Genomic DNA, 16,013 nt, shown 5'->3' with positions numbered 1-16,013 from the left:
GCGCTTAAAGCGTGCTGCGAGGAACATTCTTCATTGCGGCAGAGCCGCCGAGAAGGTCCTTCTGTTCACCCTGCGCCGCATCAGGCGGCGAAACTTTCGTCGCCGAACGCGCCTTGGTTTTGCGGCGGGGTGATGGAGCCCGGGGTGGCTTCGTCAACTCTTGGCGCACAGCGCTCAGGGCCTTCTTGAAGGTGGCGAGACCAATGGTCTCGCTCTCGAGAATCCTTAGAATCTCGGGATCTCGCAATTCGGCCGCGCCGAAATTGGGCGCTTCCTCTAGAACCAGCCGCGCGAGCTCCTGCGCGCGGTATTTGCTCGAGTTCATCGCAAGGTCTCGCGTGCGGCAAAGCATAGCACTTGCTGTAGAGGCGAGACTTTCGGAATTTGACGCCTTAGTAATCGCTGCCGTCATCTCATTCACCCCCTTCGCTAGCGCGACCAGGGAATAGGGGCAGGCCATCGATGAACCGCTGAAGGTCACTCGGACATATGATCGTCCGACGGCCGGCCTTTCTGGCGGTCAGCGTGCCAGAACGCAGTGCCAAATAGATTGTTGATCGCGATACTCTTGCAACTTTGGCCGCCTCCTCGACGGTGAGAGCGAAAACGAGTTGTTGAGTTTCGCCGTTTTCTGACGGTAGTTCGGTCCTGATCACGTTTGTTTCCTCTTCTGTGGATACAAACGAGCTTAGCTGGACAATCGGCTGAGCTAGAGCGCGAACAAATGCTCGATTTCAAGGCAATCTATGCACGCTATAGGTTCGTCCGCGGTTTTCGGCTTCAATAGACAGCGACCCGTCGTCTCGTGCTCAAGGTTCAGAGAATTGCTCGCTGTAAACGGGGCCCTTTTATACGCATAAATTACCTGTCTGGGCTGTATTGGACGATTTATGATCTTCGCGATCGCCCACTGCATGAACCTGACACCAGGTCCCCCTTCTCCGTGAACGTTCAAACCCAAAGGTACTTTTCCGCCGCCCCAGTACATCTTGTATTGATAGCCGACGCGCCCCGCTAGCACATGAAGATCTACGTCCGGAATGTCGCCTCGCTTGGCTTCACCATCTTCGCTAAGAATGCCAGCCTCACACAATGATATCATCAGAGGTAGGATTTCGACAAAGCGGTTTGCCAAGGTGAAGTTCTGGTCGAACATACCATTATCGTAGAAATGAGCTAAGTTTATCCCAGAAGATATACTTTCTTCATCCACTGATAAGAGCTTTAGTAGGGCTTCGCTGTGAAGCTTAACCCCTTCGTAAAGTTCAATTCTTTGGCTCGAGGTGTTTATTGATTTAGATAGTCCGCCGATAGAGTAGAATTCGGAAATAGAATCTAATTTCATCGAAAGTTCCCGCAATTCCTTTTCCGAAAGGGCTTCTTTACGATAACTTCGATTATTTCTCCGCACTAATTCATCGACTTCGCGACAGTCCTTCGTGCTGAATTTTGTGTATTCTACATCACTAATCATAAAATTCTCAAGTCCGAGATTTCTTTATAGAATCGATAGAATTGGCTTAGGCGCCGATCATGCCCGTGACCCAAACTCCGATTTGAAGAGTATCGGATTGTCGAGGGGTGCTGCATCTCGCGAGGTTAACGCCTTCGGCCCAGAGGCGTTTAGTAAACCAGCGTGCTTTTCGCTTTCCAGTCGGAAATGAGTTCGCCGCTCGTGAGAAAGCGGTAGCCTTCTGGTTCATGGCTGAGATTTTGCGGGATCGATCCGCCGACAGCGCGCATTGTTTTCAAGCCCCGCCAGTGTTCACAGACGTCTGCCAAAGTTTTTCATGTTTTTTTCATGGAGCCGCGAGCCGCCTCTTCTAAGTCATTGAAAAGGTGGTGGGCGCGGCAAGGATTGAACTTGCGACCCCACCCGTGTGAAGGGTGTGCTCTACCACTGAGCTACGCGCCCGCCCGTCGCATCTCCGCGCGCCGTGGCGGAGGGGCAGGAGCGCGCCTCTACTGCGCGAATCGCATCAAGGCAAGCGCCCTATCCGAACAGCAGCGCCGCCAAGCGTGCGAGCCAGCCGTCGGCGCTTCGCATCTGTGCGTCGCCCGGGCGGGGCGCAGGGCAGGCAAGGCAATAGGCCTGCGCGCCGCGGGCGCCCAGCAGGCGCTCGGCATCCGCGGCGATCTGTCCGCTGATCGCGGATTGGCCGCGTGCCATTCGCGCGAAGATGTCGCCGCCCGTGGCTGCCCGCTCACTATCGCCGATCAGCCATTGGCGCAGCAGCGTGTCATAGGTCGAAGCGCTCGTGCCGAGGTAGAGTGGATGCCAGTCCTCTCCCAGTTCGGCCTGCGTGGCGACCCAGGCGAGGGCCTCTTCCATCCCGCCATATTCGTCGACCAGCCGCAGCTGGCGCGCGGTGCCGCCATCCCACACCCGGCCTTGGCCGACCGCGTCGACCTGGTCGCGCGTCATTCCGCGTGCTTCGCCCACGCGGGTGAGGAAGTCCTCGTAGCCGTCTTCGATATAGGCCTGCAGCATGGCGTCGGTTTCGGGTGTTAGGCCCCCCACCAGATCGGGTTGGCCGGAAAGCGGGGTGGTGCGCACTCCATCGCTGGTGACGCCGGCCATGGCGGCGGTCTCCTCGAAAGTGGGAATCACCGCGAAGATGCCGATCGAACCGGTGATCGTCTCGGGTTCGGCGAAGATGCGGTCGGCGGGCGTGGAGACCCAATAACCGCCGCTGGCCGCGACATTCGCCATCGATACGACGATGGGAATGTCACGCTCCTTGTGCCGCATCACCGCATCGCGGATCATCTCGCTCGCAAGCACCGAGCCACCCGGCGAATCGACCCGGACCACGAGCCCGGCGAGATCTTTCTCCAGCGCGTCGTCGAGCAGTTCGGCGATCCGGTCGCCCCCTGCCGTTCCCGGGCCTGCGTCGCCGTCGACGATTTCCCCGGCCACGGTGACCACGCCGATCGGCCGGCCCGGGGTGTCGAGCGGATTGTCCTCGAGCCACGCGGCCAGTTCGGTGTGCGGATAGGCGTTGGGCCCGTCCTGCCAGCTGTCCTCGCCAACCAGTTCGACCACGCGCTGCTCGAACTCGGCGCGCGTGCCCAGTGTGTCGACCAGTCCCGCCTGCAGCGCCGCCGTCGCCAGATCGCCATTGGCCGATTGGATCCATTCGACCGGGGCGTCGGTAACGCGCGCGATATCGGCGCCGGGGCGGGCCTTCTTCAGATTGGCCCGATATTCCTCCCACAGAGTCTCGTAGAGAGCGCGCGCGTTTTCACGCGCCGCATCGGACATGTCGGCGCGGCTATAGGGTTCGACCGCGCTCTTGTACTCGCCCACCTTGTAAACGCGTGCATTGACCTTGAGCTTCTCGAGCAGGCCGGCGTAGTACAGCTGCTGGCCGCCCGGGCCGGTCACCAGCGCTCCGCCCAGTGGATTGACCCAAACTTCGCTGGCATGCGCAGCCAGCAGCATGCCGTCGTCCGTATAGGCGGTGGCATAGGCCAGCACGGGTTTTTCGGCCGCCCGCACGCGGTCGAGCGCTTCGCCGATGGCCTGCATGTGGACTTGCCCGCCCCCGAGGAAGCGGTCGAGATCGAGGACCACTGCAGTGATGCGTTCGTCGCTGGCGGCCTCGTCGAGTGCATGCACGAGGTCACGTGCCTGGTATTCACCCATCGGTGCTTCGCCGGACAGCAGCGCCTCGATCGGGTCGATCTCTGCCCGCTCCTCGACCACGACGCCATCGAGTTCGAGCACCAGCGCACCGTCGCGCACGGCGGCAGGGCTGGGGCGGGTGGTCAGCACGGCGAACAGCGCAGAGAAGAACAGCAGCATGAAAACGAGCACCAACCCGTCCTTGATGCCCACCAAGAGGCGCCAGACCTTACCAGCGAATTGCATCCTAATAATCTCCTGTTGGCCCCGGAGGTAGAGAAGCCGCCGCGCCATTGCCACTGGAAAGCGCTTGAGCGCCCCATCGTGCTCGACTAAGGGCGTGGTCTCAATGACATCGACGCAAAACCCGCCCCATGCGGCCCGTTATCCTGCGGGTGCGCTTGCATTCCCGCATCGCGATCTGATCGGCATCGGCCAGCTCGAACGGCACGAAATCCTGTTTCTGCTCGACGAGGCCGAACAATGGGTTACGCTCAACCGGCAGGCGACCAAGCGCGAGAATGTGCTTTCGGGGCTCACCGTGATCAACGCCTTCTTCGAAAATTCGACGCGCACGCTGCTGAGCTTCGAGATCGCGGGCAAGCGGTTGGGGGCGGACGTAGTCAACATGCATGCCGCGCAGTCGAGCGTGAAGAAGGGCGAGACGCTGATCGACACGGCGATCACGCTCAACGCCATGCGCGCCGACGCCATTGTCATCCGCCACGGGTCGAGCGGGGCGACGCAGCTCATCGCCGACAAGGTCGATTGCCCGGTGCTCAATGCGGGTGACGGCCAGCATGAACATCCCACGCAGGCGCTGCTCGATGCGCTGGCCCTGCGGCATGCGCTGCGCGCGCGCGGCGAGGCGGGCGACGATTTTACCGGCATGGTGATCGTGATCTGCGGGGACATCCTGCACAGCCGGGTCGCGCGTTCGAACCTGCTGTGCCTGCAGGCACTCGGCGCGCGCGTACGGCTGTGCGCGCCTCCTGCTCTGATGCCGGCAGGGATCGAGGCGATGAGCGCCGAGGTCTATCACGATTTCGATGCCGCACTCGACGGGGCGGATGTGGCGATGATGCTCCGCCTGCAGACCGAGCGGATGAGCGGGCAATTCATTCCGTCGGCGCGCGAGTATCACCATCTTTACGGGCTCACGAAGACGCGTCTCGAACGCGCTGCGCCCGACGCGCTGGTGATGCATCCGGGGCCGATGAACCGGGGGGTGGAAATCGATAGCGACGTCGCGGACATGATCGACCGGTCGATCATTACCCGGCAGGTCGAAATGGGGGTCGCGATCCGCATGGCGGCGCTCGATGTCCTCACGCGCCGTGCGCGCGGGGTCGAAGGCTGGGGAGACGCGGCATGAAGCAGCAGCGCCCCGCGACCATCGCCAACGGCCGGCTGGTAACCCCCGACGGTCTGCGCGAAGGTACCTTGCGCCTCGTCGACGGCATGATCGACGCGATCGATGCCCCGGCGCAGGATGTCGATGAGATCATCGACGCCAACGGCGCGCTTGTCGCCCCGGGGCTTGTCGATCTCGGCGTATTCGCGATCGACAAACCGGCGTTTCATTTCGGCGGGATCACTCGCGCGGCGCTGATGCCCGACCAGTCCCCGCCGCTCGATCTGCCGAGCCGCGTGTCCTACATCGCCAAGAGCGGGAAGCCCGATTTCTGGGTGCATCCGCTCGCTGCCGCGACACGCGGGCTCGATGGCTGCGAGATCGCCGAACTGGGTCTGATGCGCGAAGCGGGCGCGCGGGGTGTTGCCACGGGGCGTCGATGGATCGCGGATTCCGGCGTGATGCTGCGCTTGCTCCAATATGCCGCCATGCTCGATCTCGTGGTGGTCGCGCATGCCGAAGATGCAGCGCTGGTCGGCAGCGCGGTGGCCACCGCAGGCGAAATCGCCACGCGGCGCGGCTTGCCGAGTGCGCCCGTGCAGGCGGAAGCGCTGGCCCTGGCGCGCGACATCGCGCTTGCGGAAATGGCGCGTGCCCGGATCCATTTCCGTCAGGTGACGACCCGCGCGGGCCTCGCATTGGTGCGCGAGGCCAAGGCGCGCGGCGTGCAGGTGACCTGCGGTGTCACGCCCGCGCATTTCATGCTGAGCGACCTCGCAACGGTCGATTTCAGGACCTTCGCGCGTCTCTCGCCCCCGCTGCGCAGCGAAGAGGATCGCGAAGCGGTGCGCGAGGCGATCGGCGACGGGACAATCGACGTGATTGCCAGCGGCCACGATCCGCGTGGCCCCGAAGACAAGCGCCTGCCGTTCTCCGATGCGGAACCGGGCATGGCGGGCGCCGAGACATTGCTCGCGATGACGCTGTCGCTGGTCCGCGACGATGTGATCGACTTGCCGCGCGCCTTCGATCTCGTTGCGCGGCGACCCGCGGAGATCCTTGGTGTGCCTGCCGGGGTGCTGAAGCCGGGATTGGAAGCGGATATCGCGATTATTGATCCCGAGCGCCCGTGGGTCATCCAGAGTGCCAAAATGGAGGCCAGCGCGGGCAACACGCCCTTCGACGGCCAGCCGACGCAGGGGCGGGTGACAAGGTTGTTCAAGGGCGGCGTGGCGATCAAGCGCTAGACACGAAAACCCCGCCCGGATCGTCCGGACGGGGTCACTCGGTGGTTTGTGTGTCTGGCGTCAGCGTGCGGCGACACGCATGCCGGTGTCGACCACGTCGATCGCGCCCGGTAGAGGGCGGCTAGAGGCGTAAGCGATGCAACCGCCACCCTTGCCCTTGACCGAACGGCAGAGCGTTTGCGCCGAAGACTTGGCGAAGCCTGCCGCGGCGACGCGGTAGTAGATCTTGCCATTGACGCGTGCCTTGGTGATCACGCGCTCGGCATCGCCCATTTCCGGATAGCGCTTCTGGAACTGCTTCCAGGCCTCGTTGGCATCGGACATCGAGAAGTAGGAGCCGAGCTGAACGTTGTAATCGCCGCTTGCGCCGGTGTTCGCCGCGACCCGCTGCGGCACTGCGGTTCCGGCGATCCGGGGTGCGACGGGCTGGCGCGTGCGGGCGGGGGTCTTCTGGACTACCTCGCTCGAGACATAGCGGATTGCCCCCTGAGCAGAGGCGAAGCCGGCATCGGCCAGCGCGACATCGCTGTCGTCGACCGTGCCTTCGCTGGCGGCGACCGGTGCGAGTTCTTCGGCGAAAGCGAAGTCGGTCTGCTGCTCGTCGGTCAGCGGATCGAGTTCGCCCACTTCCTGTGCGGCGAGCATGTCATCACTGGGGTGATTGGCGAGGGCGAGCATGGCCGGCTGGCCGGGATCGGCTTGCGGCTTCACGCCCAGCAGGCTGGCAACGCGACCGGTATAGGCTTCGGGGCGAACCTGAGCGGCCCATTGGGCCATCCGGTCGCCGACTTCGCCGGCGGGCACGTCCTCGGCTGCCATGACGCGCGCCGCGCGCCAATTGCCCTGCAGGGCATAGGCATAGGCGAGGTTCTGGCGAACCTTGGGCGTGTTCTGTCCGGCGCGCAGCGCATTGCCGAGCACATGGACGCCCCGATCGGGACGGCCGGATAGCGCGATGGCGAGACCGTAGTCGGCCGGATCCAGCGCCGCTTCGAAGCGATCGAGCGTTTCCAGTGCGCCGCGCTGGTCACCCACGGCGATCTGCGCCAGCGTGAAACTGATAACCGTCCGCGGTGCGGTGTCGCCAAGTTCGACCGCCTCGGCGAAGGTCGTGGCGGCCGAAGCGAAGCGGCCATCCTCGAGATAGGCATTGGCCAGCAACGTGCGCGTGGCGGCGTCACGCGGGCTGGCGAGTACCGCCGCTTCCGCGTGCCGCACGGCCTTCGATGCCTGGCCCTTGTCCAAGGCTTTTTCGGCATGCGCCGCCGATGAGGCGTGGCCGGGTGCAGACTTGCCGGTGCACGCCGTCAGCGCGGCGCTCGCCAGCGCCGTGGTGACGGCGAGCTGGACGAACCGCTTGTTCCTTGCTTTCGTCTCGATGCTCATTCTTACCCCCTTGAGGCGATTCCGCGTCGTTCGATTTACTGGTCGCCGCGCTGTACTTGCGCGGCGAGACTTGCGATTTCGGGCATTTCGGCGAGCAATGCGTCGAGCGCATCTGTCACCAATTGCTGGGCACTGCGTCCGCGTACGGTACACGCGAGGCGCAGCATCAGATGGCGTTCCTGGTCGAGCCGCAGCGTGAAGGCCGCGCGCTTGCCTTGCGTTGCGGCAGGGCGGCGCATCGCGGGACGCTCGCGAGCGGGCTTGTCGAGCTGCGCCTGAATCCGGTCGAGCGACGTACGCACCTGGTTGGGCGCGGCTCTTTCGTTCGCGGCCTGCGGAGCAATCGCCACGACGTTCTCGGCCGGGGCTTTCGCTTCGGTCGCGTCTTCGGCTTCGCGCGCCGGCAGGTCTGCCTGCGCCTCGCCCATGTCGTTCCAGCCGAGATCTTCCAGATTGGCGGCGGCCTCCTTGCCATCGACCGGACCGACGATACCCGATTGCGGGCGCATGGCAGGCTTTGCCCCGCCCTTGCGAGCCAGCAGGGTGGAGGACAGAGAGGCGAAATTGGCGTCAGTCATCCGGCTATCTCGGCCTTGCGCGATCACTGGGCCACGCGGCGGCCGAAGCCACCGGCGGGACGATGGACACCCGGCATCGCGGATTGCGAATTGGGGGCGGCGAAGACCGTCCGGCGGAAGTTTTTCTCCAGCCGGTCGGCGATGTATTTCCACAAAGCGGTGACTTCGGCAGCCGACCGGCTTTCGGGATCGACTTCCATGACCGTGCGCCCGTCGATCATCGAGGCGGCGAAATCGGTGCGGTGGTGCAGCGTGATCGGAGCGACCGTACCGTGCTGCGACAGCGCGACGGCGGCTTCCGAGGTGATCTTCGCCTTGGGCGTCGCGGCATTGACCACGAAGACCAGCGGCTTGCCGGCGCGTTCGCACAGATCAACCGTCGCGCCGACGGCGCGAAGGTCGTGCGGGCTGGGCCGGGTCGGGACCACGATCAGTTCCGCGACCGAAATCACCGACTGGATCGCCATGGTGATTGCGGGCGGCGTGTCGATGACCGCAAGCTTGAAACCCTGCTGGCGGAGGATCGCGAGATCGGTGGCCAGACGCGCGACCGTGGTCTGCGCAAAGGCCGGGAATTCGTCGGCACGCTCGTTCCACCAATCGGCAAGCGACCCCTGCGGGTCGATATCGATCAGGACGACCGGGCCGGCGCCGGCGCGTTGCGCCTGAACCGCCAGATGTCCCGAGAGGGTGGTCTTGCCCGATCCGCCCTTCTGCGATGCCAATGCCAGTACACGCAAGACTTGGTCCCCCTGGGTTGCGCCTGAATCCTGTTCGTTCTGCTGCGATCGTCTGCAGCTGTCTTGCCGTGGAAATCGCAGACTACCCCTAATTTTGGGTTAACCGGGGCACACTTTGACTGGTCTCGAATCCCGTCGGATCGGCAGCAACACTTTGCTAACGGGCGATTTACTATAGGATGGCGCGGAAGCGGCGCATTCGTTCGCGTCGGCGCATGGGAAGGTGAGGCAAATGCTACGTTCGGCAAAAGCAGCATGGTTGGCAGGGGCTCTGGTACTGACGGGCATGGCTGCAGCCCCCGCGATGGCCGAAGTGAAGGCGGGGGTGGATGCCTGGACCGCCGGGGATTTCGCCACTGCGGTGCGCGAGTGGGCGGGGCCTGCTGCCGAGGGTGATCCCGATGCGCAATTCAACATGGGCCAGGCCTACCGGCTGGGCCGGGGCGTGGAGACCGATGTCGCGCAGGCCGAGGCACTGTATGCGCGCGCCGCCGCGCAGGGCCACGTGAAGGCCGCCGACAATTACGGGCTGCTGCTGTTCCAGCGTGGCGCACGCGAGGAAGCACTGCCCTATATCTCGGCCGCGGCGATGCGCGGCGATCCGCGGGCGCAATACGTGCTGGGTATCGCCCATTTCAACGGTGACCTGGTCAAGAAGGACTGGCGCCGCGCCTATGCCCTGCTGACGCTCGCCAATTCGGCAGGCCTGCCGCAGGCCCGCGGCGCGCTGGCGCAGATGGACGAGTATATCCCGCTCGAGGATCGCGAAGCCGCGCAACCCATGGCTGCCTCGCTCAAGGCCGAAGCCGAGGCCGCGCGTGCTCGGCAGCTGGCTGCAGTCGACCTTGCGCTTGGCACCGATGCACCCACTGTGCCGGTGGTCACAACACCTGCCCAGCCGCAGCCCGTCGTGCGACCTGCGGGAACGCCGCGGGTAGCCGGGACGGCTTCGACCGCCGGTTCGGCCGGAGCCGATTATACGCTGCCGTCAGCGCAGCCGACGGTGGTGGCCGCGCAGAAGGCGGAGGACCTTTCACGCGCAGCGGTGACCGTCGCTGAAGCACCCGAGGCTACACGCGTTACCACCCCCGTGCCTCAGGCTGCACCCGCACCCGCACCCGCAGCCGCTGTGGAGCGGTTGAGCGGGCCGTGGAAAGTCCAGCTTGGTGCGTTTGGCGTGCCGGGCAATGCCGAGAAGCTCTGGAGCCAGCTTGCGGGACGCAGCGAAATTGCGGGGCGCGAGCGCGTTTTGCTCAAGTCTGGCAGGCTCACCCGATTGCTCGCGGGTGGTTATGCGAGCCGCGAGCAGGCAAGCGCGGCCTGTGCCTCGCTGAAGCGGAGTGGACAGGCCTGCCTGGTAACGCGCTAAATCCCTGACGCGGCGGGTTTCCATTCCCCGGGACGGCGGATAGAACGCCGGGCAAGGGGGGCTTCATGAATCAGCACGAAACGACCACGCCAGGAGCGGACGCCGCGCCCGATCAGGCGGTTCCGACCGCCTTGTCGGGCAACAGGATCGCCAGCCTGGATTTTATCCGCGGGATAGCGGTGATGGGCATTCTGGCGGCGAACATCGTCTCGTTCGGCCAGCCTTTTGCCGCCTATATGTATCCCGACGCCTTCCTGACCGGTCATAGCGCCGCGGAAGAATCGATGTGGATTGCCCAGTTCGTGCTGATCGACGGCAAGATGCGGGGCCTGTTCACACTGTTGTTCGGCTCCGGGCTATATCTGTTCATGGAGCGTGCCTGGGCACGGGGTGAAGGGCGCTTGTTGCAGGCACGGCGGCTCTTCTGGCTGTTGTTGTTCGGCCTGGTGCATTTCTACCTGATCTGGCGCGGCGACATTCTCATATTCTACGCGGTCTTCGGATTCATTGCCCTGGCCTGCATCCGCTGGGCAGCCAAAACGCAATTGGTGGTCGGGCTGGTAGGCTATACGCTGGGGATCCTGCTGGTCGGGAGTTTCGCGCTGTCCCCCTATCTGATTGCGGAAACCAGCTTTGGCGATCAGCCCGACTTTTCCGAGACACGCGAACAGTTTGCGGCAGACAAGGCAAGCACGCTGGCTGCGGGCGAGACCGAATATCGCATCATCACCGAGGGTTCATACCTCGAGTACGTCCAATACAACCTGACCGAACATGCCGCCGACCCGCTGTTCGGCCTGTTCCTGTTCGCCTTCGAATCGATCCCGCTGATGTTGATCGGGATGGCGCTCTATCGCTGGGGTTTCTTCAGCGGCGGCCTGGATTCGCGCAAGATGCTGCGCTGGGGGATTGCCGGGATCGTTCTTGGCAGCGTGGCTACGCTGCTGGTCGCGCTATGGGTCAAGGGCACGGGTTTTTCCTATTGGAGCACGCTGGCCGCGTTCATGAGCGTTTCTCTGCTCCCGCGCCTGCCAGTGGTGCTGGGTCTCGCCGCCGTGCTGGCCGTGATCGGGCAGGGCGCTACGGGTTGGCTTGCAGAGCGCATTTCCGCTGCCGGTCGCGCCGCCTTCACCAATTATCTCGGGACGTCGATCGTGATGCTCGTGCTGTTTCATGGCTGGGGTGTCGGGCTCTACGGTGCGCTCGGCAGGACCGAACTGTATCTCGTCACTTTAGCAGCCTGGGCCCTCATGCTGGCATGGTCGAAGCCATGGCTCGAACGCTTCCGCTTCGGCCCGCTCGAATGGCTCTGGCGCTGCCTCACATACCTACGGGTGTTCCCTCTCCGACGATGAGGGGGTTGATAGTGAGAACGACTCTCATTAGAACGGCTTCTGCGAACCAATCGCAGGAGTGTTCGAGTGTACGTCTGCATCTGTAACGCGATCCGCGAAAGCGAACTCCGCCAGGCCGCACGGCATGTCGCCGGCGATGCCGAAGCCTGCTACGCGGCGCTTGGCAAATCGCCGTGCTGCGGCAGCTGCCTGAACGAGGCCGACGGCATCCTCGATGACGAGCGCGAACGCGGCTGTATGGCTGCGGCAGCCTGAACCGGCGCTAACGAATATCGCTCGCAACTGGCGGAAATCCGCCGATTTTTAGCATTTCGACCTTGCCAGATTGCCACTGCCGGGCGTAGGCGGCACTCGCGTGCAGCAGCAAGGAGTCGGTAGCATGAAGGGCGATCAGAAGGTCATCGAGTACCTCAACAAGGCACTCACCAATGAACTGACCGCGATCAATCAATACTGGCTGCATTATCGCGTTCTCGCCGATTGGGGCGTCAGCCGTCTTGCCGATTACGAACGGCACGAATCGATCGACGAGATGAAGCACGCCGACATTCTCGCGGAACGGATACTGTTCCTGAGCGGGCTGCCCAACTTCCAGGCCATCCACAAACTCAAGGTCGGCGAGACGGTCGAGGAAATCCTCAAGGCCGACCTCGCGATGGAAATGGAAGCGATCCCGTTGCTCAAGGAAGCCGCGGAATATTGCCAGCAGGTCCGCGATTTCACTTCCGGGCAGATCTTCGAGGACATCCTCGCGAGCGAGGAAGAGCATGTCGATTTCCTCGAAACCCAGTTCGACATGATCGCACGAATGGGCCTCGAGAACTACGTCCAGCTCAACAGCAAGCCCGCCGGCGAAGGCGAGGCCGGCTGACCGGTCGGTCATTGCCGAAACAGGAAAGCCGGGTCTTGGCGAGCGTACAGCTTAGCTGACCCGCCAGAAGGTCGCGTGACGACCCGCATGCTTGGATAGCCGCGCCAGCCGCGTTTCACCGTCCCAGATTTCGGCATCCCCAGACCCGACATTGATATCGGCGATCGTGAGAGCGGTGGCGATATCGAGCGCTTCGAGCGCGATGGCCGCGTCCGGATCCCGTGTAGACCCGTGAATTGCGATGCGTAGCCGGTTCATTGCCTGCCTCCGTGTCTGCGAGGCGTTATGACATGGCTTGATGAACCGCAGCGGACGGGTGTGCGCCAACCGTCGCGCGAATGTCTTCATCCTGTCCGAACCGGTGCGAAAATCGCGTTAGGCCGTTGATCGGGCCCGCCGCTCGCGCATGCGTTCGCGGTTGCGCTTCGCCGCGGTACGCGTTTCCATGAGGAAAGATCCCAGCCCGGCGACAAGGAACCCCATCGAAATCACCCACATGACCGCCACGAGCGTGCCCAGCGGTGTGGTCACGAAAGCGGAAATGAACAGCAGGACGATCACCACGCTGATGGTGAGCGCGGAAGCGGTGCTCAGCATCACCGCGCGCTGCGCGAAAATCCGGCGCAACTCCAGTGCGGGCAATTCGGCGCGCATGGCCTCGACATCGCCCTCTTCGCCCGCGTTGAGGATGCGTTCGATCTTGTTCGCCACCCAGATCAGCCGGTTGGTCATGACATTCATCACGGCGCCGATCCCGGCGAGCAGGAAAGCGGGCGCGAGGCTCAACTGCACCACCTGCTGCACGCGCAGGGTGGAGCTCGTACGCTCGATCAACTCGATCGCCCCGATGCCGGACAGGATATCGAGCATGGTTGGCCTCAGTCCTTCTGGAAGGGGTTCTTGGGGCTCTTGAGCACCACGCGCACGGGCACCGCATCGAAGCCCAGCTTGTCACGAATGCCATTGACCAGATAGCGTTCGTAGCTCTTGGGAAGCATGTCGAGACGCGTGCCGAACACCACGAAGCGCGGCGGGCGAATGCTGGCCTGGGTGATGTAGCGCAGCTTGATCCGCTTGCCCTTGGGGGCTGGCGGCGGATTGGCTTCCAGCGCGTCATCGAACCAGCGGTTAAGCGCAGCGGTCGGTACGCGGCGGCTCCAGGCTTCGCGCAGTTCGAATGCGCCGCCGAGCATCTGGTCCAATCCCTTGCCGGTTTTTGCGCTGACCGCGAACAGAGGCACGCCGCGAACCTGTGCGAGCCCTTCATTGAGCGCGTCGCGGATACCATTGAAAAGCGCGCTCGCGCCTTCGGCGACATCCCATTTGTTGATCGCGATCATCAGGGCACGCCCTTCTTCGAGCACCATGTTCGCGATGCGAAGATCCTGCGATTCGAGCCCGCGCGTGGCATCGAGCAACAGCACGACGACCTCGGCGAAATCGACCGCACGCCGCGCGTCAGCCACCGACAGCTTCTCGAGTTTGTCGATGACCTGCGCCTTTTTGCGCATGCCGGCGGTGTCGATCAGGCGGATTTCGCGATCCTCACCGCTGCGCGGATCGTGCCATTCCCAGTCGATCGCGATCGAATCGCGCGTGATCCCGGCCTCCGGGCCGGTCAGCAGGCGATCTTCGCCCAGCAAGCGGTTGATCAGGGTAGACTTGCCCGCGTTGGGACGGCCGACGATGGCGAGCTTGAGTGGCCCTGCAAGCAGCGCTTCCTCGTCCTCCTCGTCGATTTCGGCCTCGATCTCCGCCGCTTCGGCCTTGGCGCCGATGATCGGCCAGAGGTGGTCGAACAGATCGGCGATGCCTTCGCCATGTTCAGCACTGATCGCCGCCGGTTCGCCGAAGCCGAGCGAAAAGCTCTCGAAGATGCCCGCATCGCCCTGGCTGCCCTCGGCCTTGTTGGCCACCAATATGACCGGAACCGCCTGTTCGCGCAGCCAGCGCGCGATTTCTTCGTCGAGCGGGGTCAGCCCGATCCGCGAATCGAACACGAACATGGCCGCATCGGCGCCTTCGAGGCTGACCTCGGTCTGCTTGCGCATGCGACCCGGCAGGCTTTCCTCATCCTCGTCTTCCCACCCGGCGGTATCGACGATCTGGAATTCGAGCCCGGCTATGGCAGCATCGCCGAAGCGCCGGTCGCGCGTGACGCCGGGCTGGTCATCGACCAGCGCGAGGCGCTTGCCGACCAGACGATTGAACAGCGTCGACTTGCCGACGTTCGGCCGGCCGATGATGATCACCGTGGGCTTGGATGAATTGGGTACCATATTGCCGCGGCAAGTGGCGTTTTGCGCGGGGTAATGCAAGCCGCAGCAGTACTGATGGTTAATTCGCGTTAACCATAAGGCGAAGGGTGTCGGCAAGGATAAGCGGCATAGTCCTGCCGCCCATGAGGAAAGAACTTGCCGCTCTCGCCCTGGTTGCATGCGCTTCCCCCGCGCTGGCCGACGGTTACGATGGTTACCGCAGCCACGCCGCCGAGCTCGACGCATACCTGCAATGCGTGCCCTATGCGCGCGACGTATCAGGCATCGAACTGTATGGCGATGCGCATACCTGGTGGAGCCAGGCGCAGGGCCGCTATGCCACCGGCAATACGCCGCGCCCGGGCGCGGTCATGGCTTTTCGTCCGCATCGCAACATGCAGCTTGGCCATGTGGCCGCGGTGAGCCGCGTGCTCGATTCGCGCCGTGTGCTGCTCGACCATGCGAACTGGTCGCCGATCAATGGTCGCCGTGGGCAGGTCGAGAAAGACGTGCTCGCCATAGACGTTTCGCCCGCCAATGACTGGACCGAAGTGCGTGTCTGGTATGCCCCGCTGGGCGATGTGGGCAGAACTGCATGGCCCGTGCATGGCTTCATCTATGGAGATGGTCGTGCCGAGCCCCGCCGGCAGATCGCCATGGCGCCTGCGCGCAAGCAGACGTCGCGCCGGTTCCTCAGCGCCTTTGCCGAGTTTTCCGACTGATCAGTCGGCCTTGGCAACGGGCGCGTCGTCGCCCAGATCTTCGTACCAGGCTTCGACCGGCCCCGTCAGCTTGAGCGTCAACGGGTTACCTCGGCGATCGACGGTCTTGCCCGCCTGAACCCGCACCCATCCTTCGGAGATCGAATATTCTTCGATATCTGTGCGCTGCTTGCCCTTGAACCGAATACCCACGCCACGTTTGAGCACTTCCACCTGGAAGTGCTCGCTTTTGGGGTTGACCGAGAGACGGTCGGGCGGGGTCTGGCTGGTGGTTTCTTCGCTCATGGCGCGGGCCGATACTGCGGCGTGCTCCGACGGGCAAGATCAATCGGGAGGCGGGGGCGTTTCCAGCGGGCTGCGATCGGGCCTGTCGAAATCCGGCTGCGGCGGTTCAAAGCCCGGCGGATCTTCCATCGGCGCCTCGTCCGGCGGGCTCGCCGGGGGCATTTCGTCGGGCGAACTCGGATCTATCGTATCGGGGTCGGGCTGCGTAGCCATGGGCTGT

The 16,013-nt window shown here is 63.6% G+C and carries 19 protein-coding genes and 1 tRNA gene; 7 read left to right on the top strand and 13 right to left on the bottom strand.

Features of this window, described 5'->3' with window-relative positions:
* Nucleotides 1-4 precede the first annotated feature (4 nt).
* The 5 genes from FHS69_RS06625 to sppA form a co-directional block, all read right to left on the bottom strand.
* Nucleotides 5-325 carry a hypothetical protein gene (locus FHS69_RS06625; RefSeq protein ID WP_166776976.1) on the bottom strand — a complete coding sequence of 107 codons (321 nt, stop codon included), beginning with the start codon at nucleotides 323-325 and terminating at the stop codon, nucleotides 5-7.
* 88 nt (nucleotides 326-413) lie between these two features.
* Nucleotides 414-656, bottom strand: coding sequence for a helix-turn-helix domain-containing protein (locus FHS69_RS13970; RefSeq protein WP_208380109.1), 243 nt, complete (start codon nucleotides 654-656; stop codon nucleotides 414-416).
* A gap of 53 nt (nucleotides 657-709) precedes the next feature.
* Nucleotides 710-1,474 (bottom strand): hypothetical protein, encoded by a 765-nt coding sequence (locus FHS69_RS06615; RefSeq protein WP_166776975.1) that lies wholly within the window; start codon nucleotides 1,472-1,474, stop codon nucleotides 710-712.
* A 366-nt stretch (nucleotides 1,475-1,840) separates the two neighbouring features.
* Nucleotides 1,841-1,915 (bottom strand) — tRNA-Val (locus FHS69_RS06610).
* A 78-nt stretch (nucleotides 1,916-1,993) separates the two neighbouring features.
* Nucleotides 1,994-3,874: a signal peptide peptidase SppA gene (gene sppA / locus FHS69_RS06605; protein WP_166776974.1), complete on the bottom strand. Its 1,881-nt coding sequence runs from the start codon at nucleotides 3,872-3,874 to the stop codon at nucleotides 1,994-1,996.
* A 103-nt stretch (nucleotides 3,875-3,977) separates the two neighbouring features.
* Here sppA and FHS69_RS06600 point away from each other — a divergent pair, with 103 nt between their 5' ends.
* Both FHS69_RS06600 and FHS69_RS06595 read left to right on the top strand, forming a co-directional pair.
* The gene (locus tag FHS69_RS06600; protein ID WP_166776973.1) at nucleotides 3,978-5,003 is read left to right on the top strand and encodes an aspartate carbamoyltransferase catalytic subunit; all 1,026 of its coding nucleotides are present in this window, start codon (nucleotides 3,978-3,980) and stop codon (nucleotides 5,001-5,003) included.
* Nucleotides 5,000-6,229 carry a dihydroorotase gene (locus FHS69_RS06595; RefSeq protein ID WP_166776972.1) on the top strand — a complete coding sequence of 410 codons (1,230 nt, stop codon included), beginning with the start codon at nucleotides 5,000-5,002 and terminating at the stop codon, nucleotides 6,227-6,229. The genes FHS69_RS06600 and FHS69_RS06595 overlap by 4 nt, the downstream gene beginning before the upstream one ends.
* Before the next feature lie 60 nt (nucleotides 6,230-6,289).
* On the opposite strand, the gene FHS69_RS06590 is transcribed toward FHS69_RS06595, so the two are convergent.
* Genes FHS69_RS06590 through FHS69_RS06580 form a run of 3 tightly spaced genes read right to left on the bottom strand, consistent with a single transcriptional unit; the run spans nucleotide 6,290 to nucleotide 8,933 of the window.
* Nucleotides 6,290-7,615, bottom strand: a complete 1,326-nt coding sequence (locus FHS69_RS06590) for an SPOR domain-containing protein (RefSeq protein ID WP_166776971.1) — start codon at nucleotides 7,613-7,615, stop codon at nucleotides 6,290-6,292.
* Between the two features lie 35 nt (nucleotides 7,616-7,650).
* Entirely contained in the window at nucleotides 7,651-8,193 is a 543-nt protein-coding gene (locus FHS69_RS06585; protein WP_166776970.1) for a hypothetical protein, read from the bottom strand.
* Between the two features lie 23 nt (nucleotides 8,194-8,216).
* Nucleotides 8,217-8,933 carry a ParA family protein gene (locus tag FHS69_RS06580; RefSeq protein ID WP_166776969.1) on the bottom strand — a complete coding sequence of 239 codons (717 nt, stop codon included), beginning with the start codon at nucleotides 8,931-8,933 and terminating at the stop codon, nucleotides 8,217-8,219.
* Between the two features lie 232 nt (nucleotides 8,934-9,165).
* On the opposite strand from FHS69_RS06580, the gene FHS69_RS06575 reads away from it, so the two are divergent.
* The 4 genes from FHS69_RS06575 (at nucleotide 9,166) to bfr (ending at nucleotide 12,528) form a co-directional block, all read left to right on the top strand.
* Nucleotides 9,166-10,302 carry an SPOR domain-containing protein gene (locus FHS69_RS06575; protein ID WP_166776968.1) on the top strand — a complete coding sequence of 379 codons (1,137 nt, stop codon included), beginning with the start codon at nucleotides 9,166-9,168 and terminating at the stop codon, nucleotides 10,300-10,302.
* 65 nt (nucleotides 10,303-10,367) lie between these two features.
* Nucleotides 10,368-11,657 carry a DUF418 domain-containing protein gene (locus FHS69_RS06570; RefSeq protein WP_243844536.1) on the top strand — a complete coding sequence of 430 codons (1,290 nt, stop codon included), beginning with the start codon at nucleotides 10,368-10,370 and terminating at the stop codon, nucleotides 11,655-11,657.
* A gap of 66 nt (nucleotides 11,658-11,723) precedes the next feature.
* Entirely contained in the window at nucleotides 11,724-11,912 is a 189-nt protein-coding gene (locus tag FHS69_RS06565; RefSeq protein WP_067462624.1) for a (2Fe-2S)-binding protein, read from the top strand.
* A gap of 124 nt (nucleotides 11,913-12,036) precedes the next feature.
* Nucleotides 12,037-12,528 carry a bacterioferritin gene (bfr, locus tag FHS69_RS06560; protein ID WP_067462627.1) on the top strand — a complete coding sequence of 164 codons (492 nt, stop codon included), beginning with the start codon at nucleotides 12,037-12,039 and terminating at the stop codon, nucleotides 12,526-12,528.
* 51 nt (nucleotides 12,529-12,579) lie between these two features.
* Here bfr and FHS69_RS06555 read toward each other — a convergent pair whose 3' ends face one another.
* The 3 genes from FHS69_RS06555 to der form a co-directional block, all read right to left on the bottom strand.
* Nucleotides 12,580-12,786 (bottom strand): hypothetical protein, encoded by a 207-nt coding sequence (locus tag FHS69_RS06555; protein ID WP_166776967.1) that lies wholly within the window; start codon nucleotides 12,784-12,786, stop codon nucleotides 12,580-12,582.
* 117 nt (nucleotides 12,787-12,903) lie between these two features.
* Nucleotides 12,904-13,398, bottom strand: coding sequence for a DUF2721 domain-containing protein (locus FHS69_RS06550; protein ID WP_067462633.1), 495 nt, complete (start codon nucleotides 13,396-13,398; stop codon nucleotides 12,904-12,906).
* An 8-nt stretch (nucleotides 13,399-13,406) separates the two neighbouring features.
* On the bottom strand, nucleotides 13,407-14,807 hold the full coding sequence (der, locus tag FHS69_RS06545) for a ribosome biogenesis GTPase Der (RefSeq protein ID WP_166776966.1): 1,401 nt from the start codon (nucleotides 14,805-14,807) through the stop codon (nucleotides 13,407-13,409).
* A gap of 122 nt (nucleotides 14,808-14,929) precedes the next feature.
* Here der and FHS69_RS06540 point away from each other — a divergent pair, with 122 nt between their 5' ends.
* Nucleotides 14,930-15,508, top strand: a complete 579-nt coding sequence (locus FHS69_RS06540; protein WP_166776965.1) for a CHAP domain-containing protein — start codon at nucleotides 14,930-14,932, stop codon at nucleotides 15,506-15,508.
* Here FHS69_RS06540 and FHS69_RS06535 read toward each other — a convergent pair whose 3' ends face one another.
* Together FHS69_RS06535 and FHS69_RS06530 are read right to left on the bottom strand one after the other, a co-directional pair.
* Entirely contained in the window at nucleotides 15,509-15,793 is a 285-nt protein-coding gene (locus FHS69_RS06535) for a DUF3297 family protein (protein WP_067462640.1), read from the bottom strand.
* Between the two features lie 39 nt (nucleotides 15,794-15,832).
* Nucleotides 15,833-16,006, bottom strand: coding sequence for a hypothetical protein (locus FHS69_RS06530; protein WP_166776964.1), 174 nt, complete (start codon nucleotides 16,004-16,006; stop codon nucleotides 15,833-15,835).
* Between the last annotated feature and the right edge of the window lie 7 nt (nucleotides 16,007-16,013).

The sequence above is a fragment of the Qipengyuania flava genome (assembly GCF_011762005.1).
Classification (GTDB): domain Bacteria; phylum Pseudomonadota; class Alphaproteobacteria; order Sphingomonadales; family Sphingomonadaceae; genus Qipengyuania; species Qipengyuania flava.
This window is presented reverse-complemented; position numbering and strand designations above follow the sequence as displayed.

Bases quoted from the DNA above. Each gene is read 5' to 3' on its own strand.
- FHS69_RS06600 (WP_166776973.1), top strand. From the start codon at position 3,978: ATGACATCGACGCAAAACCCGCCCCATGCGGCCCGTTATCCTGCGGGT.
- FHS69_RS06535 (WP_067462640.1), bottom strand. From the start codon at position 15,793: ATGAGCGAAGAAACCACCAGCCAGACCCCGCCCGACCGTCTCTCGGTC.
- FHS69_RS06575 (WP_166776968.1), top strand. From the start codon at position 9,166: ATGCTACGTTCGGCAAAAGCAGCATGGTTGGCAGGGGCTCTGGTACTG.
- FHS69_RS06615 (WP_166776975.1), bottom strand. From the start codon at position 1,474: ATGATTAGTGATGTAGAATACACAAAATTCAGCACGAAGGACTGTCGC.
- der (WP_166776966.1), bottom strand. From the start codon at position 14,807: ATGGTACCCAATTCATCCAAGCCCACGGTGATCATCATCGGCCGGCCG.
- FHS69_RS06625 (WP_166776976.1), bottom strand. From the start codon at position 325: ATGAACTCGAGCAAATACCGCGCGCAGGAGCTCGCGCGGCTGGTTCTA.
- FHS69_RS06550 (WP_067462633.1), bottom strand. From the start codon at position 13,398: ATGCTCGATATCCTGTCCGGCATCGGGGCGATCGAGTTGATCGAGCGT.
- FHS69_RS06540 (WP_166776965.1), top strand. From the start codon at position 14,930: ATGAGGAAAGAACTTGCCGCTCTCGCCCTGGTTGCATGCGCTTCCCCC.
- FHS69_RS06595 (WP_166776972.1), top strand. From the start codon at position 5,000: ATGAAGCAGCAGCGCCCCGCGACCATCGCCAACGGCCGGCTGGTAACC.
- FHS69_RS06555 (WP_166776967.1), bottom strand. From the start codon at position 12,786: ATGAACCGGCTACGCATCGCAATTCACGGGTCTACACGGGATCCGGAC.
- bfr (WP_067462627.1), top strand. From the start codon at position 12,037: ATGAAGGGCGATCAGAAGGTCATCGAGTACCTCAACAAGGCACTCACC.
- FHS69_RS06590 (WP_166776971.1), bottom strand. From the start codon at position 7,615: ATGAGCATCGAGACGAAAGCAAGGAACAAGCGGTTCGTCCAGCTCGCC.
- FHS69_RS06530 (WP_166776964.1), bottom strand. From the start codon at position 16,006: ATGGCTACGCAGCCCGACCCCGATACGATAGATCCGAGTTCGCCCGAC.
- sppA (WP_166776974.1), bottom strand. From the start codon at position 3,874: ATGCAATTCGCTGGTAAGGTCTGGCGCCTCTTGGTGGGCATCAAGGAC.
- FHS69_RS06585 (WP_166776970.1), bottom strand. From the start codon at position 8,193: ATGACTGACGCCAATTTCGCCTCTCTGTCCTCCACCCTGCTGGCTCGC.
- FHS69_RS06570 (WP_243844536.1), top strand. From the start codon at position 10,368: ATGAATCAGCACGAAACGACCACGCCAGGAGCGGACGCCGCGCCCGAT.